A 25,144-nucleotide genomic window follows, 5' to 3' on the forward strand; every position below is an offset into this window, starting at 1 on the left:
GAATAATAAAAATATAGCAACAAGTTAAATTGGCAAGTTGGAAGATGTATTGGTAATTTAAAAATCTGCATTGGCTTTTTTTGATGAATCCTAATCAGTTGATCGAAGGAAATTTCTACCATAAAATATTGGAGTTGATTAAAGGTGTGTGTTGATTTTTGATATATGTTTTTATTTATATTGAAGCGGGGTGTTAAAGCATTCTGTAGCCTTATGAAGATAAGTCATTGCCATATAACACTGGTATTGCCTTGGCCAACCTGAGTAACCGCGATGTAATTATTTTGGCTGGATTGCACTATTTCTTGCCTATTTTTATTTCCGATTTGTATGCTTTCTATATAATTTGAAATCCCTTTCTGGATAATAGAGAGATCATTTCGGTCACCAATCTGACTAGCAGAGATGCTCAGGTCTTCCCCTGTCTGAACAAAATTGGCAATATTGTCTGAGCCTGCTTGGTGAGTGAAAATACTAAGATATTCTCCAGTCTGTTCAATTTCTGTAATATTTTTCTTGCCTATCTGTTCGTTGGAGATATTGATATAGAGGCCTCTCTGATTCACTGTGAATATATTGTTGGAGCCAAATTGGCTAGATTCTAGTGTACTTAGCTCCGTGGTGAGTTGGCTGGCGGTAATCTGATTACCTGACCTGAATTGTTGAATATCCATAGTGCTTTGATCGGAATCCTGCTCTAGAAAGGCATAGCTATCTTTTCCTCCCTGATACAGCTCAATGGCATTGTAAGTTCCAGCCTGTACAACTGAGGCTCGGTTTGCCTCTCCTCTTTGTAACAGCGTAATACTGCTAAAAAAGCTTTTGTCCTGATTGATCTGTGCGTAGTTGGATATTTCAAACTGCTGGATTTTTGTTCTACTATTAGCGGACAGAGATTGTGATATCTTTGTAAGATTCTTACTGCCATCCTGAAGGATTTCAATCCTGCTATTATTAACATCAGCCAAATTTATAGAGGAAAAATTTTCTTTATTATATTGAAGTATATATGTGGCACTAGAAGAAGTTGTTTCAGCTTCTCGTACAGTAATCTTATGTTGGTTACCATATTGGTGCGCAGTTATAGTACTAGAAATACTAGATTCTTGTTTGGCGATAAATACATTGTCACCTCCTTCCTGAATGTTCTCAATGATATTATCTTTCCCTGAATTTTGAATAACTTTAGAAGAGTTTTTGTTGCCCATCTGTAATATAGTTATTGTGCTAGTGAGACTGATGTTCTGGCTTGAAAATACTTTGTTAGCACTACCAAACTGCTGATTTAAAATAGATGATGATGTTGCGCCAGTCTGGGAAATTTTAGACTGGTTTTTCAGGCCAATTTGGGTCGATTGAATGCTGCTATCTATGGTTTCAGAATTTTGCTTGATATTGGCTCTATTATTTTGGCCTATCTGGATATTCTCGATAGCATTGTTGATCCTCAACTCTAATTGCTTGCCATTTAGATTGTTGTTCAATTCTAATTGAGTCTGGGGAATAGAAATGTCATCCGCAAGTGCTGTGGCACTGAGGGAAATAATCACCCCTGCAATAAGATTGATGTAGGGATTCATTAGTGACTCCTTTACTACGTAAATCTAAGAAATCGACAGTGCCCTAGATTGGCTTTCGCGAATGATTGACCTTAGTTAGCAGATTATAAAAATAAAAGCGATAGAGGCTATTTGCTGAATGACTACATGTTCCTACTGAATAACTGAATATCGTGTGAATAGATTCTTCACTTTGAGTCCACTTCATACCTATGGGTAAAACTTCTCATAAAGTATCAGTAAAGGTCAGATGTTACGCCATAAGAAAGAAGTACTAAATATATGAGAAGAAAGTGTTGTGCTGTCATCCATTTTTACGAAGCCACCCAATGACTCCGGTTTCTTTAATTTGAATAATGGAATGTCAAAAAACTCTAAGGGATTGTTGATTGGCAGTTGAATCCTTCTTTAGGTTTTTTTATGTGTCACACTCTGGATTGCTAGATGCTTCTTAATGTGAGACTTGTTAACTTTTCTTAATTTGTGATCGAAGTTTTTTCTATCAGTGCTGATAGCATATATAGTTTGATATGTGGGAAGAATTTCCCATTTATTAAAGCTAGATTGTATCGATATGGGGCTATCTGATTAGCTAAGTAACTAGATGTTTCGGCTCGAAGAAAACCCACATGATATCTAAAAATGGATTTTGCATAATCCACTAGGTTATGTGGTTATTTCATCTGGTAAAGAGCAGAATATGTAACAGGTATCAAGGCATTTGTTTGTAGTATTAATCTCTAGTTCAGAGAACCTAATTACAATGCATATTTATGGGTATTTATTTCCCTCGTTTGAGCTGTGAGGGAAATTAAGCTTTTAGCAGTGCCTGATGTTTATTGCGATAATAAGTAAAGGAGATTGATAAATCTGAGTTAGACTATCTGGATTGAGTAGCAAACAACAAAGCTGGATTAAAGTTACCTCCATTAATTAGAGGTCCGCTTGTCGGCAGGCACTATCTACAAACTTTAGCAGTGTGGGGATACGATATTTGCCATGCATGCTGATAATATTAGATTGCGCAGCTTCGCGCGTTATTGCGACACTGGAGATGTATAGCGGTGTAAGACTGTTGCCGCGAAGAATTTCTGATTCCTTGGGAGTTCCTAGAAATGGTTTTTTTGCTACACCAATAATTGGTATCTTCTTGTTTAAAACCTCAAATAAATACATACCCAGGCCGGGCCTACACTCTTCTCCAAGAGAGACAAATCCATCGATGATAATGATATTTGGTTTCAGTTGGTGCTCCTGGATCAGGGTTAGAATACAAGGCAGTTCTCGCTTATAAAATGCACCAGGCTCATACTCAGCAATTTCTGCAATTTTGCTATGATAAACTGCGGTGGGGTGCTGATCATGCCAGTGGTTAAAGCTAATAGCAGAAGCAATGGCTTCTTTTCCTCGGTAGTCCACATCGATAGCAAGAATCATAGCTTTACTCCAAAAGTTCAATTGGGCTTAGCTAGATAAAAACGGTATCTACGCTGATAAATAAGCCCTGATAATACATAATTAAATCTATGACACAGTAATCTAAAGTTCAGGAAATAGCCATAATGATATTCTGTTTATGCGTCTCTTGGTGAGATGTAACTCCTATATTTGTATAGGCACCGTATATTCAGCTTGTTCAGTTTTTCCGGATTTAAACTCTTTAGGGAATTACTCTTTGGCGTATATATCGTTCACCATCTAACCTTTTACTCTTTCCTTGATTAGCTGCCCCTTTTAAAGTCACGTATGTAGTGCTCCCTGTTCATTTGCCATTTACAGTATCTGGCGCTTTGATTTCATTTTTCATTCCACCGGTCGACTTTTAAGGTCTATGCTGCCTTAGGGCGTGGTGCAGGTACTGTAATTAGATGGTTCAGGTAGCGCTACAAAAGTTCGAACAGCCAATGCTGCAGTTACAAGGAGGGGTTATTCGTGTCTCGTTTATCGCGTCGGGATTTCTGTTTAGGAACCTTGGCGGCTTCTCTATTGACTGGTGCCCATACGAAAGCCCAATCCACCAGCACCGCAAACTCTTCTACAAGGCCCATGCTGCCAATTCCCCCTGAATTGAGAGCAGATTCGTCGGGTAAAATCGATCTAGTGGCCAAGTCGGCCACACAGAATTTCCTGAAGGGAATGACAACGCCAACCTATGGATTTAATGGGCCCTTTTTGGGACCGGCTTTGCGCTTCCATAAGGGTGAAACGGTGATCGCTAGTGTACATAATCTACTGACTCAGAATGTGACGGCCCACTGGCATGGTCTGATTGTCCCTGGCCATGCCGATGGTGGTCCCTATATGCCCATCAAGCCAGGTCAGACTTGGACTGCAAAACTGCCTATTATCCAGCAGGCGGCGACACTTTGGTTTCATCCCCACCTCTATCCCACTACTGCTGAGCTTGTACTCAAGGGGTTGGCAGGGCTTATTATTATCGATGATGAAAATAGTGATGCGTTGCCACTACCTAAGCGCTGGGGAGTGGATGATATCCCGGTGATTATCCAGGATCGACGCTTCAATAAAGATGGCAGCTTCTTTCATCGCTTTAATGAAATTACTGTTGCCGCCGGTTATTGCGGTGACCAACTACTCACTAATGGCGTGATCAATCCAGTCGTTAAACCTCCTAAAGGGTGGCTGCGTTTCAGAATCCTGGATGGCTCAAATGGTCGAAACTACCGGCTTACCACTAGTGATCGGCGGCCCTTATATGTGATTGCCACAGATGGCGGTTTTTTACCGGAGCCGGTAGAGGTGAAAGAGTTACCAATTGCTGCTGGGGAGCGCTATGAGGTGATGGTGGATGCCCGTAATGGCCAGCCCTTCGATTTTTTAACCTTGCCGGTGCCACAACAGGTTATGCGCCTGCCTCCATTCGATGGACCAGTGGTGTTTCTCAGTGTCTTGCCTGGTAATTCGGAGGGGCAGGGAACCCTGCCTGAGCAGTTGGTATCAATGCCAGAAATACCTGCAACATTGCCGCCGGTCAGTCAGCAGTTGGTTATGCAGATGAACCGTCGGAAGATCTCCGATAAGCTGATTGATGCTACAGGCCTGGAGAAAATGGTTGACTCAGGAAAAACTGATCCAGTGGTGGTAGCTAAGGTTCTGAAATTAATAACTGAGGCACCGGCGTTGCCTCTGAAAGCCCAACTGACAGCCAATGCAGTCAGTGGGGTTTCTTTCTCTTTTACTGAGCCGGGCTTTAAGGCCCCGATCAACAAGGATTTACGCTGGCGTATTTCTGAAGGCAGCGACACAATGCTGCACCCTGTACATATTCATGGATGCCAGTTTCGCTTAATCAAGTTTAATGATGCCACACCGCCTCCGTATATGCGTGGCTGGAAAGATACGGTCCCCATATCCAATGCTGGTAGTGCGGAAATTTATGTTCGTTTTCCTTTAGAGGCAATGCCAGATATGCCCTACATGGTGCACTGTCATGTTCTCGAGCATGAAGATTCTGGCATGATGACAGAATTCAGTGTGACATGAGTTGAAATAACTTGGGAATATCCTCTTATTAAAACTCTACCATAAACCTGCTCAGCTTTCTTTTGATAAAAGGCAGATGATTGGCCGCGGCCAATAGAGCACTAAATTCAATTTTTTCGAGAAATGATTGACCGGTGACTATTTTTCTTCCACGTTCAGTGATATCGATGACCTTCCTATCCTCCCGGTGACGAAGTACCGAATATCTATCCAGATTACCTTCAGAGATACACTTGGCTAACTCGGCCGAATCCGCAATCCCCAGGTTCATTCCTCGGCCCCCAACAGGAGAGTGGCAGTGTGCTGCATCGCCTGCAAGATGTATTCTTCCCTTGGAGTAGCTCCTTGCCTGTCGGATAGAGATTTTGAAAACCCCCTCTCGTCGTATCTTGTGGATTTTAAGAGGAAGGGGAAATGCCTCTAATGCTTTTTCACAGCTAGCTACAAAGCGGTAACGGTTTTTGCCGATAGGCACTGAAACCACCACAATACCGGACTTAATCTGCGCTAGTGTAAATGTTTGTGGATGAGGCCAATCATCTACCTCTACATCGGCTATAGACCAGAGTTCCTTTAAGTCGAATCCGGGGTAGGGGATATTGGCATTTTGTCGAACTGTGCTATGAACGCCATCGGCGCCGATAATAAGATCGAAGTTCTCCTCCTCGTTATCAGAAAACTGAGCTACAACGGATTGCGTTTCTTCACGGAAGGTATTGAGTGCGAGTTCATAATCGACCTGCACACCCATTGAAGCCAGTGAATCAGCTAGGATAGTTTCGGTACGGTCTTGAGGTAGCCCCAAGATAGTAGGGAAATAAGAGGAGCCAGAATATAGCGGCACTGTCAAGGCAAGGTGACTACCTCGGTAGATGCAAGCTTTTTGAATGGGCACGCCCTCTTCAATCAATTTTTTGGATACTCCTGAGGGGGATAGTAATTCCAAACTTTTAGAGGTAATACCAACAGCCCTGCTAAACGTCGAAGCGCTATCGCGTTTATCTATAATCTTGGCGAATATTTTCCGGCGCGCTAATTCCACGGCAAGAGTAAGACCGGTAGGTCCTGCACCGACAATTAGTACCTTCATATAAACCAGATGGTTTCTCTCTTACTTACAACAATAGTACAGCAATTAAGAGTGGTAACTGTAGCTTAATCTATTCTTGCGATTGACTGGGCTGTATTCATAAAATCAACAATAAATTGACTAAAATAATTTTTTCGGTCAATTGGCGTTGAAATGGAGCGGAATTTCTATTGATGGGCTCTAATGAATGCCTATATCAATATTTTGTGACTGTAAATACCCAATCAGGGGGGATCTTAGAAGGGGAATACCCTGAGGGGACACAATCGAATAAAACCTCAGTATCAGAGTTTTGCTCTTTTTTCCGATTCTCTAGCAATACAGTAAATAGGTTAAGGGGTGAAGTTGATTAAAGATACAGCGATGGATATTGTAGGGTTGTATTTTGTCCCCGTCTTTTTTACTCAGCTGCAGACTTCCCCGTATGCTCTTCTTCATATTGCAGTGTCATTGCTCTCTTCACAAGATTTTGGAGGTTAGAGCACTCCAACTGGTTGACTTCTGGGCAATTGGCTATATGTCTAAAGCCATCGCGCATGGCTTCTAGGCGCTGGATATTTTTATCCAAAGCATCGACCTTTTGGAGTAACTGGTCCCGGTCGATATTGGGTTTGTCGCTATAAGTGAACATGCAGGCAATTTCGTCAAGAGAGAAGCCAGCATTGCGTGCTAGGGCGATCAATGAGAGCTGCTCAAGTACACTGGTGTGAAAAACTCTGGCGATGCCTCGTCTGCTGATGGACTGAATCAGGCCCTTCTCTTCATAATATCTAAGGGTAGAAGAGGGAAGCCCGCTAAGCTTCGACACTTGGCGAATATCTATTTCCGGTGTATCACTCATCTGTAACAACCTAAAGTAAACTAGAAGTCGTATCCTAGTTTTCGCTGCTCTCCCTGGCAAGTCTTTAATGCGATGTCTTATCGGATGGAAATATAGAGAATGATTTGTGAAGTGACGGTGAAGACACTTTCCTTTGCCCTAGTATCTCAGGTAGGTTAATGACCAATCAGTAAAAAGCTAAAGCCTGCATTAAAAATATTTTTAGTCGTGGAAACGTATTGTTGTTAAAGTCATATCCATTTTTTGAAAATTATTAATATTTACTAGGTATGGAGATATCCAAGGATGGGGATATGGGAATTATCAATAGATTTTCTCCAAGCACCTGCCGGGATTGGCCTGAGGGATGAACAATTTTTCTATCGTACACTCCTATTTTTACTTCCTCTAAATCAGGTTTCTCAATGAGTATTAGAGGCTGATTGATATTGATTTATCTACTTGATTGTTAATTAATTTTCACTTCTTTCTGTTGAGTTAAACTTTGTTGAATCAAAGCAGGTTTTCTTTGGCGTTTGTAATTGGAGTTTTTCAGATCTTTTACATTTAGCGAGCTTTAATAAGAGATATATATCTGAGTGTTTGTTTTGCTGAAATACAGCATCATTGATGTAGGCTAATACTGAGGACCTTTTTTCTTTTCCAGTCATAAAGTCCCTTTTGTTGGTTCTTCCCTCGATGTGCTCGCTCGATGAGCTGAATGAGAATGTTCGGAATTGTTCTTGGATAGAGCTTGCACGGTTCTTTGTCTTACACGCCGCAAACTGGCTTTTGGCGCCAGCTGTTAAACCATAAATATGGAAGAAATATGGAAGAGGTGTTGCACTCGATCCAATTTAAGAGATTTTCTCTATTGGGATCACCGGCTTTCTTGGCCCTCAATTTATTTTTTTAAATTAAATTTCTATTTTTATTGAAAAAGCTTGTAGGCGGATCGGGTTTTATTGCTTTTTAATGGTATTAAATTTCTTTAACTGGAGTCTTATGGGGTACTTTTGTTTTTTTTAGCGTTCCGTTCTGTAAAGAAGTGTTTTTAAATTTGGGAACCATTCCATTGTGGCTCAATCGAATCTGCAGTGCTTGTATGGGGCATTGGCTAAGGGCACAGAACAATTTTAAGTATTTGTTGAAAAATATTATCTGTCTCAGCTGTTCGTCTCTAAATAAGAGTGAGCACAGAGGTGGGGATATTATTCCTGTCAGTAAATAAAGATCGATTGAAATAATTAGACGCTAGGGTCACATCTTTATTGATAACCCGTTGTAGATTTTATCAGAGAATTCTTAATTCATTGTTCCTGTACTAACACCAGCCGGTTGCCACCTCATCACGTATATCAACGTTTTTAATAGAAGCCTAAAAACGAATAGCGGAGATTCTATGAACCACCTTTTTATTCGCACTGCCATTGCTTCGGCACTGATGATTGGTGCCCAGGGAGCAGCTGCCGATCAGCCTGCTGAAGACTATGTGGAAGGCCAACACTACCGGGGGGGCAGCCAGGTCTGTTACGGCGGTGATCTTTTTAAAGCCCAGTGGTGGGCTACTGCTGAACAGCGTCCAGCGGAGGCGCTGACTGTGCAAAACACCTGGGATTCCCCTTGGGTTTTGGAGGAAATGGGGGTTTGTGATGGCTCCGGCGGGGACTCGGGTGATAGTAGTAACACTGGCGATTCCGACGATAATGCCGACAACGGTGATTCCGGTAATAACAACGATAGCGATAGTTCTGGCTCAGACTCTGGCAATTCCGGTAGTACGGGTGGCTCTGGTAGCACCGGCTCCAGTGATGTTGCCACATATCAATCCGGACAAAGCTACCGCAAGGGCAGTGAAGTTTGCTATGCCGGTGATGTTTTCCTTGCTCAGTGGTGGGCGAACGGGAACGACTTACCCTCTGATGCATTGATCGCACAAAATACGTGGGACTCCCCTTGGATCCTCAAAGAGGCCGATGGTTGTGCCGATGGCGGAAACAATGACAACGACGACGATGATGATACAGACGACAACAATGACGGAGATTCAGGCACCACGCCGATCTCTCTAAGCGTATCTACCTCGCAATCGCAGCTGACTGGTGGCGGCACGGTTCAGCTTAGTGCGAGTGCATCGGGTGGCGATAACACACTAAGCTACAGCTGGGCACAGCTCTCCCCGAGCTCCCCGGTAGCGAGTATTGACTCTGTTACCAGCGCCTCCACTTCTGTGACTCTACCGGCTACAACCTATGATGTGAGCTATGTCTTCAGCCTGATTGTGAGTGATGGCGATACCACTGAAGAGGCACAGATTACTGTGCAGAATTTTGCTGTTGATATTGGCGATGATGACGATTCCACCGATAACGACAACTCCGGTGGCGCAGTAAATGCGGCGATCTCTGCTTCCGCCAATAGTGTGGGTTGTTCCGGCAGTATCACCCTGGATGGTTCAGAATCGACCGGCGGCAGTGGCATGAGCTATATCTGGAGCCAGACCGGTGGCCCCTCCATCAAGCTCTCCAACTACGTGGGTAGTTCCACCCAGGCGGTCCTGCCTGAGGTGTACAGCAATGTGACTTACACCTTCCAGTTGACGGCTACCGATTCCTCAGCGGCCAGTGATGTTGCGGAAGTGAGCATTAACCAAACCGGTTGTGCCTCGGCCAGTGGCCATGTAATGGGTCTGAGTGAACTGGAGGGGGAGGAGAGTGCCCGCACCACCGATTCGCTTTTGCAAGAGGTTAAGCAGACCGTTGAGACCCGTGATAATACCCTTGTGGAAGCGGTTCAGCCCGGCCGCAATGCCAACCCGGAAAACGTGCAGCGTGTTGAAAGCATTATTTCCGAGGACACTTGGAACTATCTGTTCCCGCTGCGGGCCGATGAATATACCTACACCAATTTCCTGCGCGCGGTGGCCAAGTTTCCAGCCTTCTGTGGTGAGTACACCGATGGCCGTGATTCCGATGCTATCTGCCGCAAGGCGCTGGCGGTGATGTTTGCCCACTTCGGCCAGGAAACCGGTGCTCATGCAGCGGCCTGGGATGAGCCGGAATGGCGCCAGGGTCTTTATTGGATTCGCGAAATCGGCTGGACCGAGGAGACCTCTGGTGGCTATGGTGCCTGTGAATCCAGCAGTAGCTGGGCGGCAGATGTATGGCCCTGCGCCATCAATGCCGATGGTGGCTACAAGAGTTACTTTGGTCGCGGCGCTAAGCAGTTGAGCTGGAACTATAATTACGGTCCTTTTTCTCAGGCCATGTATGGTGATATTTACACCCTGTTGGAGAACCCGGAGTTGGTTGCGGATACCTGGTTGAACTTAGCCAGTGCCATCTTCTTCTTCGTATATCCACAGCCTCCCAAACCGAGCATGCTGCATGTGGTTGATGGCACCTGGGAACCCAATAGTGTTGACCAGGCCAATAACCTGACCTCCGGTTTTGGTGTGACCACCAATATTGTGAACGGTGCTATTGAGTGTAGTAAGGGTTCGGAGGACTCCCGCTCTCAGAATCGTATAGATTACTACCAGAGCTTCACCGAGTATCTGGGGGTGGATATTCCCGCAGATGAAGAGTTGGGGTGTGCCAATATGGGCCAGTTCGAGACCGGCGGTGCTGCCTCCTTGAATATCTACTGGGATAAAGATTGGGGCTGGTCTGCCGATAACCCCAATAATGAGAGTTTCGCCTGTCAGCTGGTGAACTACCAAACGGCCTACTCAGCACTGAATGAAGGCGACTATGCCAAGTGTGTGGAAGGCAACTTTGATATGACAATCGACTATCAAAATTAAAACCAAGGGGGTGTGTTAACGCCCCTGTCAAAGCCTTACCCACATGCAGAGTGACCCGGCACCATCCCTAGCGCCGGGTCACCTTTTTATACACTTTTCTCGTGCTCTTCCGTTTTTCCGCCTGTGGATAACTCATAGAGTCAATGCTGTCAAAATTACATTGATTCACTTACTGTAAAATATGCAGAGTATTGCCATTGCCGATTTGAGTTATAAAAGAGTTAACATCAGTTCCTGCCTGTGTGGCTTGATTAAAATTGGCGCTGCCGATTTGCAGTAACACCAGATTGTTGCGCAACCCACTTTGGGTGATCTCTGCAGTATTCAAGCTGCCGACCTGTACGGAGGTAGTGGTAAGTAGGCTGCCATTTTGTTGCAGTGTAAAGCTATTACCCTCTCCCGCCTGGAAAGCGGAAAAACGCACATCAATACCCAGCTGATTGGAAGTGATCTCATTTTGGCTGCCGGCTTGACCGATAAAGGCACTACCTACCAGGACGTTCTGGTTTGTCATTGTGCTGTTATCGGCCCCGACTTGGTTAATATCAATGCTGCCACCCCTGGAGAAATTTTGGTTGCTGGTGGCCGAGTTAAGTATTCCAAACTGGCTGATAGTAACCGAGTTGGATCTGCTCACTCTTTGGCTGGTTTCTGCAGAATTTTGCGAGCCTGTCTGTACTATTCTGGAGGTATCTATGTTTGCATCAAGTTGGGAAATTTTTGCGAAGTTGTTACTGCCAAGTTGGGTGATCGAGCCCACCACGAAAGTGCTATCCAACTGGTCCACCCGGCTGCTGTTCTCCGAGCCTACCTGCAAAATATCGGCACCGCTCTCTAAACTTAAGAATTGCAGGATATTGGCGCTGTTGGAACTACCAAACTGACGGAGGATGCCGCTGCTGTCACTGGTATTTTCCTGTAGGAATCCCGCCGTATTCTGCTCACCTATCTGCTGTATCTGCTGGCTACTGATAGCGACAATGACTTGCTGCGCATTGGCATTATTAGCTGCTCCCAACTGAAGCACTGAATTGCTGCTTTCAGTTGTCGTTCCCTGGCCGGCATTAACCTGATTATTGTCTCCAGTTTGTAGGGTGCTGATGCTGCTAGTGGTGGTGTTTTCCTGGGCGGCCTCGCTGTTGTTGGCCACGCCTATTTGCGTTTGGCTGATAACACTTTCGTTGGTGCCATCAATTTGCAGGGCATCTACGGTGTTATTTATCCCAATCTGAGTCTGTATAATCAAACTGTTGCTGACATCGGAGTCGCCATTATTAGCGGTGGCATTATTTCCAAAACCAAATTGATTGAGGATAACAAAGTTATTGTCTGCGAGAGCCCCCCCACTGATAGCGATAACCAGTGAAGTGGTGATAAGAGGGGAGATTTTCATGAGATGCTCCTTTACTGCAAAGATCTCTGGGTAATGCTAAATCCCGGAAGAAAATCAGCTATTAAATGCCCCAAGATTGATGGGGCATTCAGTAAATCTTAGATCTTGCTTTATGGGGGATGGTTGCGTCTCCGCCATTATTTTCATGAGGAATTTAGGAGTTGGCAGGGAAGGTGTACTGTGCTTGGTTTTATTTGAACTGTTGGGTCTGGCTGCGAGTGTATTTTTTCTTAACTTGTATTGGTAAAAAAACGCTGTTTACCAATGGCTTCTTAATAAAAAGTCCGACTTCAAGCGCTGGCTACTACTTTCCGCCTATGCCTGGCGCCGAAGTCGGTTTACTGCATTGGATCGGCTCTGAATGGAGGATAAGTTTCCAAACTGCACATAGAACCCTTTCCAAGCCATTGTTAATGGCATTACTACTTGTCTCTACCTGGTTGCCGGTCGCTGGCGGATTTTTACAACGAAGTGAATTTTACCCTTCCCATCTTGTATAATTAATATTCACTACGTTAATGACTGTAAATCTAGTATTTTTGAGTGTCTGCACTTAAATGATTTTGGGTAAATTTACTGCTTTTCTATAGTCCTATACTCGTTACTCTGTGAGGATAAGCCTATTTGTGTTAGGTAACATTTGCCTGTTTCACTTCGTTTACATTGATAAGTGTTGACGATAAATTGAGAGGCCGGTATGAGAGAGAAGTGCGGAAATCCTAGGAGTAAAGTTTACTGATCTTCTGAGTTGTTGATAGGCAACCTGGCTTATGGGAAATCTTTCCTGGCAATATAGGACTAAACTCTCATTTTTCACTCAGAGCCCACCATTACCAATTGCATTTATTATCCGTAACCAAGAATGATTGACTCCTAAAATTGTGAATAAAGGGGGCCGTTGCATCCAGGTGTTGCATCCAGGTGTTGCATCCAGGTATCGACAGGTTGGAGTATTTATGGCTGTGGCAAAAGATGCCCTTTCCCGAAAGCAGGTCGTTGCATTAACCGCATTGACCTTCGCAATATTTCTGATTGCCAATGACTTTACCGCCTTTTCTGTGGCAATACCGGCTATGCAGAAGCACTTTCATACAGATATCTCCACGATGCAGTGGGTGATCAATGGCTATGCCTTAGTCTTTGGGGTACTGATTGTAACCGGTGGTCGCCTGGCGGATATGTTTGGGCGCCGTCGACTCTTTTTTATTGGTACCAGTATTTTTATTTTTTTTTCCCTATTGGGGGGCTTTGCGGTCAATAACTGGATGTTGCTGGGCAGCCGAGCATTGATGGGGGTGGGTGGGGCCTTAATGTGGCCGGCAATTCTTGGAATGACTTACCAGATAATGCCGGAGAATAGGGCTGGGCAAGCTGGAGGTTTGATAATGACCGTGTGCGGGTTTGCTAATTCGGTGGGGCCATTGTTGGGAGGTTTTCTGACCGATTTTCTAAGTTGGCGCTGGATATTTTTTATCAATTTTCCCATTGCGCTGTTGGCAATGCTGATAAGCTGGCGAGTGATTGATGATGACAGTCCTGAGAATGCCGACGATCAGGTGGATTATGTAGGAATAATTTTCCTGTCTATTTGCTTGCTGGCACTATTGTTAGCACTGGATCTTGTCGTGGAAATGGGGTTGGGGAGTTCTTTGATTGTTGGGCTTCTTATCATTTCTGTGCTTGGGTTTTGCCTATTCGCCTGGGCAGAGGCTCATACTGAGCGTAACCCACTTATTCCCGCGGATGTGGCAACTAATTGGCACTTTCTTACCGTGGGCTTTGTAACGCTTTTACTATCCGTTATTTTTGTCTCAATGTTGCTCTATGTACCTCAGTTTTTGATAAAAGAGTTAATGTTTTCCGCTGTCTGGTCTGGTGCCGGGTTACTACCGGTTATGATTACTTATGGAATTGTTTCCTATATTGCCGGTAGGCTCTATGCCCTGCTGGGGGCAAAAGTGATCTTGTCTGCTGCGGCCATCTTTCTTGGGGGTGGGATGTTCTTGCTTTCGAGCTTGCTGGAACATACACACTATATTCACTTGGTGCCGGGTCTGATATCGCTTGGGATTGGACTGGGACTATTTTTTCCTACAATCACAACAGCTGCCGTTACCACGGTTGGCCCTGACAGGGCCAGCCTTGCCGCAGCGTTGGTTTTTATGTTTCAGATTATTGGTGGGGCGATTGGTCTCGCGATGAATACGACCATTGTAGCCCTGGCTTCGAGCTTATCTGCGGGCATTGATCGTGCGTTTATAGTAAATGGTTATCTAGCGTTGTTGGCGCTGCTGGTGTGCATCTTGTTTGTGCGCGGAGCGCGCATCGGTTAGAGATGAAACTCTCTGTTCTGGGTGTTTTCCTTTGACTAAATTTCAATGCTTATTTGTTTTCTCGATAATTGATGTTTGTTTTTCCAATAAGAAAAGCTTGCGGCTCAATTTTTTACGGCTCAATTTAATTTAACCTAAAGTTCAGCTTTAAGTTAATAGGGTGCGGAATATCCTACCTTTAGATAGGGTTATAAATTTAAAAAACTATGAGCTTTTCCTATTAACTAATGGGATGGATTAGGGGAAAATAAGCGACCTGCTCAATCCTTGGAATGGACTCTCAGGCGTTAATTCGCGTTGTGGTGAATCATCGGGTTGGCTTTACGCCGTGTATTGAGTAGAAACGGGACTTATTGGTGCTGTTTCTGTGACTCTTCGCTCGTTTTATTGCTGATGTTGAGAAAGTGATATCGACATTGTGCAGTGAGTAACAACTGCGGAGAGAATCATTATAAAGGCTGGCGATTGTCCCGGGAGAATTAACCTCCCTTTTTATAAGGAGATCAGATTGTGATACCCATTGTCGACCGCGCGAGTGCGGAATCCATCGCTCCATTTTGGCGCATGCCTTTTCGGCCTTTCTTCTGGGGTGGTGCCCTGTGGAGCATGGTTGCTTTGTTAATCTGGCAGGCCTCTCTGTCCGGCTGGCAATTGCCCGCACTGCGAGTGGGGATCGTCTGGCATTCTCATGAAATGCTATTCGGCTTTGCGGCAGCGGTGGTGGTGGGCTTTCTAGGCACTGCAATGCAAACCTGGACCGGAATCCCCTCGCCCAAAGGGCCCCAGTTAATGAGCCTGGTGGGCTTGTGGCTGCTAGCGCGTCTGGGGTACTTGGTTGCGGCAGTGCCCCTGTGGATGCCGGTAGTAGCCGAGGTATCTTTCTTTCTGTTGGCCGCATTTCTGTTGGGAGCACGTGTACTGCGTACAAAGCAGTGGCGCAATTTGTTTGTGCTACCGGCTATGCTCACTTTTGCCGGGCTGTCGGCCTGTCATTGGCTATTGCCCGGTGCACAGAGCCGAGTAGCGCTGATGGCTCTGCTTTTGGTGACGGCGATTATTCTGGTGATTGGTGGCAGGGTGATTCCTTTCTTTACGGCGCGACGTTTCCACTTGAGCCCCCGGGAAAAATTACCTCTGGTTGAATGGGGTACACATATCGCGGTAGTACTACTGCTATTCAGTGTTGCCCTGGATTTTCCCAGAATAGTTTGGGCACTGCTTGCTTTGTCTCTAGGTGTCTTGCAGCTAATAAGAGTGTTGCGTTGGCACCCGAGTAAAATTTGGGCTGAGCCTATGGTCTGGTCCCTGCACCTGAGTTATTGGCTGGTGATTTTGGGGTGTTTTCTCGCCGCTCTGTCCTGGAGTGGAATCGCTCCGGCTTGGCAAAGTCCCGCGCTACATGCTTTTGCAGTGGGTGGCATTGGTGGCTTGATTTTGGCCATGACCAGCCGCGTGAGTTTGGGGCATACAGGTCGTATTCTACAGGCGCCGCGTTTGATGCCGCTGGCGTTTGCCGCGCTGGCCCTGTCCGCTTTGGCCCGTATTTTTTGGGCTCCGGCCCCCAGCGGTTTTCTCGCCGCGATTATTGCCTGGGTGCTTGGCTACTCCCTGTTTCTGATTTACTACACCCCGGTATTATTTCAGCCCAGAGTGGATGGACATCCCGGCTAAATCTAAAAGAAACTTATGGTGCCGCTTTGCTTATTGGTGAGCGGCACCGTGTCTCTTTCAGGAAATATCGACGTTATCCTCCTTGGTAAAGCTGCCGAATTTTGGTGCTTTGTCCAGGTCCTTGTCCCAATCCGCTTTGCTGGCCATAAAGATATGAGCGGTAGGCTTGATGGTGATAGAGCTATTGAGGCTGCCTGCGGGCACCGTCACTAGCCCTGTTTCCTTATCGGCGTAGGGCAGTGTGGAGCCACACTGTCCACAAAAGCTTTTTATGTGCCGTGTCGAGGGGAGCCTAAACACTCTGATGTACTCTTTCCCGCGTAACCACTGCAGTTTTGCTGAGGAAGAAAACAGGTTTGCGGCGTGAGCGGAGCCGGTGTCTTTGCGGCAGTGGTCGCAATGGCAAAGAAAGAAGCTTTCAAACTCCCCCTCTACCTCAAAGTGCACTTCGCCACAGAGACATGAACCTTTGTGATTCATTTTTAATCCCTTTTTTATTCAGGGTTATTTGCGTTATCCGCGATTGCTACCTCTGGTTGCGCTGGGGGCACAGGCAAGTGGAGTTATAAAAACTATTGACTGTTCTCGGCTATATCGATAACGCCGTTAAGATATGGTACCGCGTTGCCGGAGATGATCACCCGTTCTCCCTCAAGCTGGCAATGTAGTAGGCCGCCACGCTTGGAAGCTTGGTAGGCGATCAAATTGGACTTGCTCAGTTTTTCTCCCCAATAGGGCGCCAAACCTGTGTGGATAGATCCGGTTACCGGGTCCTCGGCGCCACCATTGGCGGGCCAGAAATATCTGGAAATAAAGTCGTACTTCTTTGATTGTGCGGTAACCACTACATCATAGGGGGCGAGCCTGGCCAGCTTGGTAGCATCCTGCTGTAACCGCAAAATATCTTCTTCTGCGGTGTAAACGGCAAAGTAAGCTTGATTGTTGCGCAGAACCTCTGTGGGCGTGATGGACAGCCCTTCGAGCAGGTCACTGGGAATGCTTGTCAGTGGTTGTGGGGGGCGGGAGGGAAAGTCCATGGCGATCAGGCCGTCCCCGTTGCGGCTGATGTGCATGTCACCTACTGCCTCGGCGAAGAAATCCAGCCCTTTCAAGTGTGGGTGTCTGCGAAACACGACAAAAGCGGAGGCCAGGGTGGCATGGCCACAAAAATCGATTTCCGTTAATGGAGAAAACCAGCGGACTTGATATTCGCTGTCGCTGCACCTGCGTAAAAATGCGGTTTCCGAGAGATTGTTTTGCGCGGCGATGGATTGCATCAAGGGTTTGCTGAGCCACTCTTCAATAATGATTACTGCTGCGGAGTTGCCACCAAACTGGACGTCAGTGAAGGCATCGACGATATTGATTTCGACTTGCATATACGATCCTTTGTCTGTGCTTATTCTCTTTTTATTTCGGCCTCGTACTTTCCTGATTTGTATCAGTCGAGCTACGACTGTTCCAGCATACAGTGCATGCCAAGCGGTGGATAACGATAGTTTTTCATCGCATGTTGTAAATGGTGTGGGTTGGTTTTAGAGGGACTGGGATGCTGCACACAGATGTCGCGATTGTGGGGGCGGGCCCCGCCGGTATGGCTCTGGCGCTTATGCTGGCTATTCGGGATTGCAGGGTAATCTTGCTGGAGCGTCAGGGTGAAGAAAAGTTGTCGAATCCACTTGACGATGGAAGGGAAATCGCACTCACCTATAAGTCCGTAAGACTGTTGCAGTCCTTAGGAGCCTGGCAGAGGCTCAAGTCCGGCGAGCAGAGCCCGCTGAATTCTGCGCTTGTGGTGGATGGCAATTCTCCCTCTTACCTGGATTTCAATACTCGAGGTCGGGGCCCGTTGGGGTTTATTGTGCCCAATAACGCAATCCGGCGGGTGCTCTATGAGGCGGTATGTGAGAACGGCAATATTCAGCTGCAGACTAATAGCGCAGTCATTGGTACACGCTGCGAGGCAACCCGACGACTGGTGCAGCTGGAAAGTGGGCAGGATATTGCCGCAGCACTATTGGTGGCGGCGGACAGTCGTTTTTCCGAGGTGCGCCGCATGGCGGGGATCGGTGCAGATATGCGTGATTTTGGTAGGGTCGCGGTGCTGGGTCCGGTGCGTACGGAGCGGGAACACGGTGGCATAGCGCGTGAGTGCTTCCGCTACGGCTCCACCCTGGCTTTGCTGCCTATGCCGGATCCTTATACTTGTTCGGCGGTGGTAACGATATCCGCAAGTTGCGCCGAGGAAATAATGGGCTACGACGATGAGGCATTTGCGGCCCACGTGCAGACGGAGAGTACCGGGGCGTTGGGGGCTGTTGAGGCATTCGGCCGGCGCTACTGCTACCCGCTGGTGGCTGTCTATGCCCATCGATTTTTTGCGGAACGCTTTGCCCTGGTGGGGGATGCGGCGGTGGGGATGCATCCGGTCACAGCTCACGGGTTCAACCTGGGGCTGGCCGGCGCGAATAGCCTGGCCAGCCAGCTGCATAATGTATCGCGCTTATATCGGTCTGCGGGGCTCTCCCTCGCCCTATCTCGCTATCAGGTTCAGCGCCGCCTGGAGTCGCACCCAATATATACAGGCACCAATCGGGTAGTGGACCTTTTTACTGATGATGAACTGCCGGCGAAATTGATGCGCAAGGTTATTTTGCGCATCGGTGAGCACTTTCCGCCGGTGCGTCGCGCCATAGTGCATCAGCTTTCCCGTTAAGCTGCGGCCTGGGGCAGGGAAATATGACTCAATAGAAATAGGTGGGTCGAGTTAAAAAACTACACATGCGGCGAGTCATATTTGCGGGATTTTCTTCCTTTCCTATACTGATCAGCGAGATGTATTCAGGGCTGTTTCCCACTGTAAGGGAAAACAAATGCCAATTGTGGGTTGACTCATGGGGACGCTAACCATAGAATGCGCAGCCTCTTGAGTGGTTGGGCTGGTCCCACCGCAGGGAAACAAAGATCAACCAGGCTTTGTTTTCTGGAGTTGTTGCGGGGTGGAGCAGCCTGGTAGCTCGTCGGGCTCATAACCCGAAGGTCGTAGGTTCAAATCCTGCCCCCGCTACCAATTTTGCTTTTATGCAAAAACTTTGATGCGCATTCGTTGTTGCGGGGTGGAGCAGCCTGGTAGCTCGTCGGGCTCATAACCCGAAGGTCGTAGGTTCAAATCCTGCCCCCGCTACCAATTTTGCTTTTATATAAAAGCTTTGATGTGCATGTGTTGTTGCGGGGTGGAGCAGCCTGGTAGCTCGTCGGGCTCATAACCCGAAGGTCGTAGGTTCAAATCCTGCCCCCGCTACCAAATTCAGGTGCCAGTGGTGTTTAGGTCGATGTCCGATATTTGGGCTCCCTTTTCATCTCTGGACGGCATTGCCGAGCGAAAGTCTCAGATTACTATCTACTTTCGCTACCAAATTTGCACTCATGCATACTGACTGCATGAGTGTGCGGTCAAAGCCCCGTCAGGGGCTTTTTCGTATCTGCAAAAAAAGTTGCAGATATTTTTCGAAGTGGGCCGCAGGCCCATTTTTTGTATGTGGTGACGTAAATGGCGAGCAAACGCGAATTGCTGGAAGAACTTCTGGCGCCGGTGGTGGCATCGCTGGGGTGTGAACTGTGGGGCATCGATTATCAGACCCACGGACGCAACGCGCTGCTGCGCATCTATATCGATTCTGAGAATGGCATCGGCGTGGAGGACTGCGAAAAAGTCAGTCGCCAAGCCAGCGCCGTACTGGATGTAGAAGACCCTATCAGCGGCAGATATACCCTAGAGGTCTCCTCACCAGGTCTCGATCGCCCCCTGTATAAGCTGGAACAATACGAGCGTTTTGTCGGCGCCCAAATAGAAGTGCGCCTGCGTATGCCGCTCGATGGTCAGCGCAAATGGCGTGGCTTACTGGCCGGCGTGGAAGGGGATGAGGTCGTTCTGCGCGTGGATAGCGAAAATGAATACCTGCTGCCGATCGACAGCATCGAGAAAGCAAATATTATTCCCCAATTTACCAAGTAACCTGTAGGCGCCTGAACTCAGGCGATTTTGAGGCACAGTTGCATGAACAAAGAGATCTTGCTGGTAGCCGAGGCGGTATCCAACGAGAAGGGCGTTGACCAGGAGATTATTTTCCAGGCCATCGAAGCGGCATTGGCAACGGCCACGAAGAAACGCTACGACGAAGATTCAACCATTGAGGTTATCATCGATCGACGCAGTGGCGACTACGAGACTTTCCGCAGCTGGGAAGTGGTGGATGATGATACCCTGGCGGAGCTGGGTACCCAGTTCACCCTGGAAGAAGCCCACGAGAAAGATAGTGAGCTGAAAGCCGGTGATATCTACCGCGAGCAGGTGGAGAATGTAGAATTCGGCCGTATCGCTGCACAGACCGCTAAGCAGGTAATCGTACAAAAAGTGCGTGAAGCCGAGCGTGCCAAGGTTGTAGATGAGTATCGCGACCGCGTTGGCGAGATGGTGAGCGGCACGGTTAAAAAGGTTACCCGCGACTTCATCGCCGTGGATCTGGGCAACAACGCTGAGGCACGCCTGCCCCGCGATCAATTGGTAGGCCGGGAGATTTTCCGTCTTGGTGACCGCGTACGTGCCATCCTGCTGGAAATTCAGCCGGAAGCCCGCGGTCCTCAGTTGATGTTGAGCCGTTCCTGCCCGGAAATGATTATCGAGTTGTTCCGCATTGAGGTGCCGGAAATCTCTGAGCAGGTTATCGAAATCAAGGGCGCTGCCCGAGATCCGGGCTTGCGCGCCAAGATCGCTGTAAACACCAACGACGGTCGTATAGACCCTGTCGGAGCTTGTGTGGGTATGCGCGGTGCGCGTGTGCAGGCAGTGTCGAACGAACTGTCCGGCGAGCGTGTGGATATCGTGCTGTGGGATGAAAACCCGGCCCAGTTTGTGATTAATGCTATGGCACCGGCGGAAATCGAGTCCATTGTTGTGGATGAAGACGCCGACTCAATGGATGTGGCGGTAGCCGAGGAGAATCTCGCTATGGCCATTGGCCGCAGTGGCCAGAATGTTCGCCTCGCGTCAGAGCTGACCCAATGGCAGATCAATGTCATGAGCTCTGATGAATGGCAGAACAAACAGGAAGCCGAATCCAGCTCCATTATGCAGGTGTTTATCGATCGCCTGGATATCGACGAGGATGTGGCCGGCGTTCTGGTGGACGAGGGCTTTACCTCCTTGGAGGAAGTGGCTTACGTGCCCATCGAAGAAATGCTTTCGATAGAGGGTTTCGACGAGGATATCGCTGAAGAGCTGCGCGCCCGTGCTAAGGACTCCCTGCTCACCCAGGCGTTGGCGTCTGAAGAGGAACTAGATGCCTCAGAGCCCCAGGAAGACCTGCTGAATATGGATGGTATGGAGCGCCACCTGGCCTTCCAATTGGCCAGCCGCGGTATTGCCACTATGGAGGACCTGGCGGAACAAGCGGTGGATGACCTGCTCGATATCGAGGGTCTCGATCAGGAACGCGCCGCAGCGCTGATTATGAAGGCGCGTGAGCCTTGGTTTGCCGATGATAGCGGCGAACAGGCTTAAACACACAGCAACAAGTATTACGTATAAGTAACCCCCTCCGACCAAGTGACTTTTAGGAGAGAGAATGGCCGAAGTAACAGTTAGCGAACTCGCCAAATCGGTTGGTGCCACCGAAGACCGTCTGCTCAAGCAGATGAAAGAAGCGGGTTTGCCTCACACCTCTGCGACCGCGGTGGTGTCAGATGAGGAAAAGCAGGTCCTGCTCAGTTTCCTGAAAAGCAGTCACGGGGAGCAGGGCGCGAGCCCGCGCAAGATCACCTTGAAGCGCAAGACCACAACCACGCTGAAAACCGGCTCTGGCACCGGCCGCAAAACTGTAAACGTGGAAGTGCGCAAAAAACGCACTTATGTGAAGCGTCCCCAGGCTGAGCTTGAAGCAGGAGCAGGTACCGAAAGCGCTGCCGAAGCGGAAGAAGTGCGCACAGGTGTGGACGCTGCCGCCATAGCAGAAGCTGAAGTCAAAGCGGCAGCTGAGGCCAAGGCCGCAGCTGAAGCAGAGGCTGCCCGTCGTGCCGCTGAAGAAGAGAAAGCGCTATTAAAGGCTGAAGCAGAGGCGAAAGCCGCTGCCGAAGCGGAAGAAAAGGCTCGTGCGGAAGCTGCCGCAGCAGAAGCCGCTAAAGTAGAGAAAGCCGATAAAAAGGCAGAGGGTAAACCCGTAGAAAATGTAGCGAAAAAGGCGAAACCCGCCGCACCCATCCGCTCAACGTATGTAGATGATATTGAAGCGATGCGTATCGCCGCGATGGAACGTCGCAAGCAGCAGGCAGAACTGGAAGAGCGTGAGCTAGAAGAGAAGAAGGCCAAGCTAGAAGCCGACCGACGCGCCGCTCAGGAGAAAAAAGAGAAAGCTGCCCAGGCTGCTCAGACAGCCAAGGCGAAGCCTGCCAAGCCCGCTAAGACTGCAGAGAAAACCGAAGAGGTTAAACCTTCTCTGCGTCGCAAGCTGGAAACAACCTCGAGTGATGATCGCAATGACGATGAGCCGCGCAAACGTCGCGGGCGCCGCTCCAAATCCGGCCCGAAGAAATCCAGCAAAACAGCTCTATATGAGCAGGCGTTAGAAGTTTTTGAAGAAGATGAAGCCAGTAAGCGCAGCACGCGCTCCCTGTCTCGTCCGAATGTGAAGGTGAAGCCGACGCACGTATTTAAACGGCCTACGGAGAAACAGGTGTACGAAGTACAGTTGGGGGAAACCATCACCGTTGCAGAGCTGGCCAAGCAGATGAATGTGAAGTCTGGTGAACTGATCAAGCGTCTGATGAAGATGGGTGAGATGGCCACCATCAATCAGAGCCTGGATCGTGAGACTGCCCAGTTGATCATCGAGGAAATGGGTCACAAGGTGGTACTGCGTTCCGAGACCGAGCTGGAAGATAGCCTGGTAGCGCAATCCAAGGCTCAAGAGGGCACCGAGGTTTCCCGCGCACCGGTTGTAACCGTTATGGGTCACGTTGACCACGGTAAAACCTCTCTGCTCGACTATATTCGCAAGACCAAAGTGGCCTCTGGCGAGGCTGGCGGTATTACCCAGCATATCGGTGCCTACCGTGTGAAAACCAGCCAGGGCGAGATCGCTTTCCTGGATACTCCGGGACACGCTGCCTTTACCGCCATGCGTGCCCGCGGTGCCCAGGCTACCGACGTAGTTATTCTGGTAGTGGCTGCCGATGATGGCGTGATGCCGCAGACTGAAGAAGCAGTGAATCACGCTCGCGCCGCCGGTGTACCGCTGGTTGTCGCCGTTAACAAGTGCGACAAAGAAGCCGCTGATCCCGATCGCGTGAAGAATGAGCTGGCTGCCAAAGATGTGATCCCGGAAGATTGGGGTGGTGATACTCAGTTCATCAACGTATCTGCGCACACTGGGCAGGGCATTGATGACCTGCTGGAAGCGGTTTCCCTGCAAGCGGAAATGCTGGAGCTGAAGGCCAAGATCAATGTACCGGCCACCGGTGTTGTGATTGAGTCCCGCCTGGAAAAAGGCCGCGGTGTCGTTGCGACCCTGTTGGTGCAGAATGGCGAATTGAAGCGTGGCGATATTGTTCTGGCTGGCCAGAGCTACGGTCGCGTGCGTGCCATGACCAACGAACACGGCCAGCAGGTTAAGGAAGCCGGCCCGTCTACTCCAGTAGAGCTGCTGGGTCTGGATTCCACACCGAATGCCGGTGACGAGTTCATGGTGGTTGCCGATGAGCGTAAGGCTCGTGAAGTTGCCGAGCAGCGTGCGGATAGTGAGCGTCGCGAGCGTATGCAGCGTCAGCAGGCCGCCAAACTGGAAAACATGTTTGCGGATATGGAAGCTGGCGAGCGCAAAGTGCTGCCGGTTGTTATCAAGGCCGACGTGCGCGGCTCTTTGGAAGCTATCCTGGGTGCGCTGGCGGATATCGGCAACGAAGAAGTTTCCGTCAACGTGGTATCCAGTGGTGTGGGTGGTATCGCCGAAAACGACATCAACCTGGCTCTGACCTCTGGTGCAATCGTATTGGGCTTTAATACCCGTGCCGATGCTGCGGCCCGTAAAACTGCCGAGACTGAAGGGGTTGAGGTTCGTTACTACAGCGTGATCTACAACCTGCTCGATGAAGTGAAACAGGCTTTGTCCGGCATGTTGGACCCGGAAGTTCGCGAAGATATCGTGGGTATCGCCGAGGTACGCGATGTATTCCGCTCGCCGAAGTTTGGCGCCATTGCCGGCTGTATGGTTACCGAGGGTACCGTACACCGCAACAAGCCGATCCGCGTACTGCGCGACAACGTTGTAATCTATCAGGGTGAACTGGAATCCCTGCGTCGCTTCAAAGACGATGTGCAAGAAGTGCGCAACGGTATGGAGTGTGGTATCGGGGTGAAGGACTACAACGATGTGAAGCCCGGTGACCAGATTGAAGTTTACGATATCGTCAAAGTTGCCCGCGAACTGTAAAGCGTTCCAGATCGGGTGAAGAAGAAACCCGCGCGGCTTGGCCGTGCGGGTTTTCCTGTCTTTAAACCGCCATTCTCAATAGGTAAACAATGGCAAGAGAATTCCACCGCGCCGACCGCGTTGCCGACGCCATGCGCCGCGAACTGGCCCAGCTGATTCAGCAGGAAGTGCGCGACCCGCGCCTGGGCATGGTCAATATCAACGATGTTGAAGTCAGCCGAGATCTGACCACGGCAAAAGTGTTTGTCACCTTTGTGGGTGAGGACGACCGCAATAAGATCAATATCTCGATGGAAGTGCTGAACAAGGCCGCGGGTTTTCTGCGCAGCCAGTTGGCGCGCGCTATCCAGATACGCACCATCCCGCGTTTGCATTTCCGCTACGACGAGACTTCGGTGCGCGGGCAGGAGCTCTCCGCTCTGATCGACAAGGCGGTGCGCGCGGATCGCAAGCACCAGGACGACAGCGACTCTGACGAAGATTGAT

General features: G+C 48.6%; 17 protein-coding genes and 3 tRNA genes. 12 read left to right on the forward strand and 8 right to left on the reverse strand.

Translation table 11 applies throughout. The features are described from left to right. Nucleotides 1–224 precede the first annotated feature (224 nt). Nucleotides 225–1,580, reverse strand: a complete 1,356-nt coding sequence (locus LC073_RS02235; protein WP_226642947.1) for a hypothetical protein — start codon at nt 1,578–1,580, stop codon at nt 225–227. Nucleotides 1,581–2,492: 912 nt separating this feature from the next. After that, on the reverse strand, nt 2,493–2,996 hold the full coding sequence (locus LC073_RS02240) for an endonuclease V (protein ID WP_226642949.1): 504 nt from the start codon (nt 2,994–2,996) through the stop codon (nt 2,493–2,495). A gap of 495 nt (nt 2,997–3,491) precedes the next feature. On the opposite strand from LC073_RS02240, the gene cueO reads away from it, so the two are divergent. Beyond that, nucleotides 3,492–5,063 carry a multicopper oxidase CueO gene (gene cueO / locus LC073_RS02245; protein WP_226642951.1) on the forward strand — a complete coding sequence of 524 codons (1,572 nt, stop codon included), beginning with the start codon at nt 3,492–3,494 and terminating at the stop codon, nt 5,061–5,063. A 28-nt stretch (nt 5,064–5,091) separates the two neighbouring features. On the opposite strand, the gene LC073_RS02250 is transcribed toward cueO, so the two are convergent. The 3 genes from LC073_RS02250 to LC073_RS02260 form a co-directional block, all read right to left on the reverse strand. Then, nucleotides 5,092–6,153: an FAD-dependent oxidoreductase gene (locus LC073_RS02250; protein ID WP_264190310.1), complete on the reverse strand. Its 1,062-nt coding sequence runs from the start codon at nt 6,151–6,153 to the stop codon at nt 5,092–5,094. 400 nt (nt 6,154–6,553) lie between these two features. Then, nucleotides 6,554–6,994 (reverse strand): helix-turn-helix domain-containing protein, encoded by a 441-nt coding sequence (locus LC073_RS02255; RefSeq protein ID WP_226642953.1) that lies wholly within the window; start codon nt 6,992–6,994, stop codon nt 6,554–6,556. Nucleotides 6,995–7,446: 452 nt separating this feature from the next. Beyond that, the gene (locus LC073_RS02260; protein WP_226642954.1) at nt 7,447–7,644 is read right to left on the reverse strand and encodes a hypothetical protein; all 198 of its coding nucleotides are present in this window, start codon (nt 7,642–7,644) and stop codon (nt 7,447–7,449) included. 731 nt (nt 7,645–8,375) lie between these two features. Between LC073_RS02260 and LC073_RS02265 the strand changes: the two genes are divergently transcribed. Further along, a complete protein-coding gene (locus tag LC073_RS02265) occupies nt 8,376–10,778 on the forward strand; it encodes a chitinase (protein ID WP_226642956.1) in 2,403 nt (800 codons plus the stop codon). A gap of 169 nt (nt 10,779–10,947) precedes the next feature. Here LC073_RS02265 and LC073_RS02270 read toward each other — a convergent pair whose 3' ends face one another. Next, complete coding sequence (locus LC073_RS02270) at nt 10,948–12,171, reverse strand: hypothetical protein (RefSeq protein ID WP_226642958.1); 1,224 nt, start codon at nt 12,169–12,171, stop codon at nt 10,948–10,950. A 956-nt stretch (nt 12,172–13,127) separates the two neighbouring features. Here LC073_RS02270 and LC073_RS02275 point away from each other — a divergent pair. Both LC073_RS02275 and LC073_RS02280 read left to right on the forward strand, forming a co-directional pair. Further along, nucleotides 13,128–14,504, forward strand: coding sequence for an MFS transporter (locus LC073_RS02275; protein ID WP_226642960.1), 1,377 nt, complete (start codon nt 13,128–13,130; stop codon nt 14,502–14,504). Nucleotides 14,505–15,014: 510 nt separating this feature from the next. Then, nucleotides 15,015–16,175, forward strand: a complete 1,161-nt coding sequence (locus LC073_RS02280) for an NnrS family protein (protein ID WP_226642962.1) — start codon at nt 15,015–15,017, stop codon at nt 16,173–16,175. A gap of 57 nt (nt 16,176–16,232) precedes the next feature. On the opposite strand, the gene LC073_RS02285 is transcribed toward LC073_RS02280, so the two are convergent. Both LC073_RS02285 and LC073_RS02290 read right to left on the reverse strand, forming a co-directional pair. Continuing rightward, nucleotides 16,233–16,655, reverse strand: a complete 423-nt coding sequence (locus tag LC073_RS02285) for a GFA family protein (RefSeq protein WP_226642964.1) — start codon at nt 16,653–16,655, stop codon at nt 16,233–16,235. A 92-nt stretch (nt 16,656–16,747) separates the two neighbouring features. Further along, nucleotides 16,748–17,554 carry a PhzF family phenazine biosynthesis protein gene (locus LC073_RS02290; RefSeq protein WP_226642966.1) on the reverse strand — a complete coding sequence of 269 codons (807 nt, stop codon included), beginning with the start codon at nt 17,552–17,554 and terminating at the stop codon, nt 16,748–16,750. 170 nt (nt 17,555–17,724) lie between these two features. Here LC073_RS02290 and ubiM point away from each other — a divergent pair, with 170 nt between their 5' ends. The 8 genes from ubiM (at nt 17,725) to rbfA (ending at nt 25,143) form a co-directional block, all read left to right on the forward strand. Beyond that, nucleotides 17,725–18,891 carry a 5-demethoxyubiquinol-8 5-hydroxylase UbiM gene (gene ubiM, locus LC073_RS02295; protein ID WP_226642967.1) on the forward strand — a complete coding sequence of 389 codons (1,167 nt, stop codon included), beginning with the start codon at nt 17,725–17,727 and terminating at the stop codon, nt 18,889–18,891. 277 nt (nt 18,892–19,168) lie between these two features. Continuing rightward, nucleotides 19,169–19,245, forward strand: a tRNA-Met gene (locus tag LC073_RS02300). Nucleotides 19,246–19,285: 40 nt separating this feature from the next. Beyond that, nucleotides 19,286–19,362 (forward strand) — tRNA-Met (locus LC073_RS02305). Between the two features lie 40 nt (nt 19,363–19,402). Then, nucleotides 19,403–19,479, forward strand: a tRNA-Met gene (locus LC073_RS02310). A 246-nt stretch (nt 19,480–19,725) separates the two neighbouring features. After that, nucleotides 19,726–20,190 carry a ribosome maturation factor RimP gene (gene rimP / locus LC073_RS02315; RefSeq protein ID WP_226642969.1) on the forward strand — a complete coding sequence of 155 codons (465 nt, stop codon included), beginning with the start codon at nt 19,726–19,728 and terminating at the stop codon, nt 20,188–20,190. Nucleotides 20,191–20,232: 42 nt separating this feature from the next. Then, nucleotides 20,233–21,735, forward strand: a complete 1,503-nt coding sequence (gene nusA / locus LC073_RS02320; protein WP_226642971.1) for a transcription termination factor NusA — start codon at nt 20,233–20,235, stop codon at nt 21,733–21,735. Between the two features lie 64 nt (nt 21,736–21,799). Then, nucleotides 21,800–24,658 carry a translation initiation factor IF-2 gene (infB, locus tag LC073_RS02325; RefSeq protein WP_226642973.1) on the forward strand — a complete coding sequence of 953 codons (2,859 nt, stop codon included), beginning with the start codon at nt 21,800–21,802 and terminating at the stop codon, nt 24,656–24,658. An 89-nt stretch (nt 24,659–24,747) separates the two neighbouring features. Next, nucleotides 24,748–25,143: a 30S ribosome-binding factor RbfA gene (rbfA, locus tag LC073_RS02330; protein WP_226642975.1), complete on the forward strand. Its 396-nt coding sequence runs from the start codon at nt 24,748–24,750 to the stop codon at nt 25,141–25,143. The last annotated feature ends 1 nt before the right edge of the window (nt 25,144 follow it).

This window comes from Microbulbifer variabilis, assembly GCF_020524905.1.
Lineage (GTDB): Bacteria > Pseudomonadota > Gammaproteobacteria > Pseudomonadales > Cellvibrionaceae > Microbulbifer > Microbulbifer variabilis_A.

What these genes read in the sequence shown, in the direction of transcription:
- LC073_RS02265 (WP_226642956.1), top strand. Translation starts at nt 8,376, where the DNA reads ATGAACCACCTTTTTATTCGCACTGCCATTGCTTCGGCACTGATGATT.
- LC073_RS02235 (WP_226642947.1), bottom strand. Translation starts at nt 1,580, where the DNA reads ATGAATCCCTACATCAATCTTATTGCAGGGGTGATTATTTCCCTCAGT.
- LC073_RS02260 (WP_226642954.1), bottom strand. Translation starts at nt 7,644, where the DNA reads ATGACTGGAAAAGAAAAAAGGTCCTCAGTATTAGCCTACATCAATGAT.
- LC073_RS02285 (WP_226642964.1), bottom strand. Translation starts at nt 16,655, where the DNA reads ATGAATCACAAAGGTTCATGTCTCTGTGGCGAAGTGCACTTTGAGGTA.
- LC073_RS02255 (WP_226642953.1), bottom strand. Translation starts at nt 6,994, where the DNA reads ATGAGTGATACACCGGAAATAGATATTCGCCAAGTGTCGAAGCTTAGC.
- LC073_RS02250 (WP_264190310.1), bottom strand. Translation starts at nt 6,153, where the DNA reads ATGAAGGTACTAATTGTCGGTGCAGGACCTACCGGTCTTACTCTTGCC.
- rimP (WP_226642969.1), top strand. Translation starts at nt 19,726, where the DNA reads ATGGCGAGCAAACGCGAATTGCTGGAAGAACTTCTGGCGCCGGTGGTG.
- LC073_RS02270 (WP_226642958.1), bottom strand. Translation starts at nt 12,171, where the DNA reads ATGAAAATCTCCCCTCTTATCACCACTTCACTGGTTATCGCTATCAGT.
- nusA (WP_226642971.1), top strand. Translation starts at nt 20,233, where the DNA reads ATGAACAAAGAGATCTTGCTGGTAGCCGAGGCGGTATCCAACGAGAAG.
- LC073_RS02240 (WP_226642949.1), bottom strand. Translation starts at nt 2,996, where the DNA reads ATGATTCTTGCTATCGATGTGGACTACCGAGGAAAAGAAGCCATTGCT.
- ubiM (WP_226642967.1), top strand. Translation starts at nt 17,725, where the DNA reads ATGCTGCACACAGATGTCGCGATTGTGGGGGCGGGCCCCGCCGGTATG.
- infB (WP_226642973.1), top strand. Translation starts at nt 21,800, where the DNA reads ATGGCCGAAGTAACAGTTAGCGAACTCGCCAAATCGGTTGGTGCCACC.
- LC073_RS02275 (WP_226642960.1), top strand. Translation starts at nt 13,128, where the DNA reads ATGGCTGTGGCAAAAGATGCCCTTTCCCGAAAGCAGGTCGTTGCATTA.
- LC073_RS02290 (WP_226642966.1), bottom strand. Translation starts at nt 17,554, where the DNA reads ATGCAAGTCGAAATCAATATCGTCGATGCCTTCACTGACGTCCAGTTT.
- rbfA (WP_226642975.1), top strand. Translation starts at nt 24,748, where the DNA reads ATGGCAAGAGAATTCCACCGCGCCGACCGCGTTGCCGACGCCATGCGC.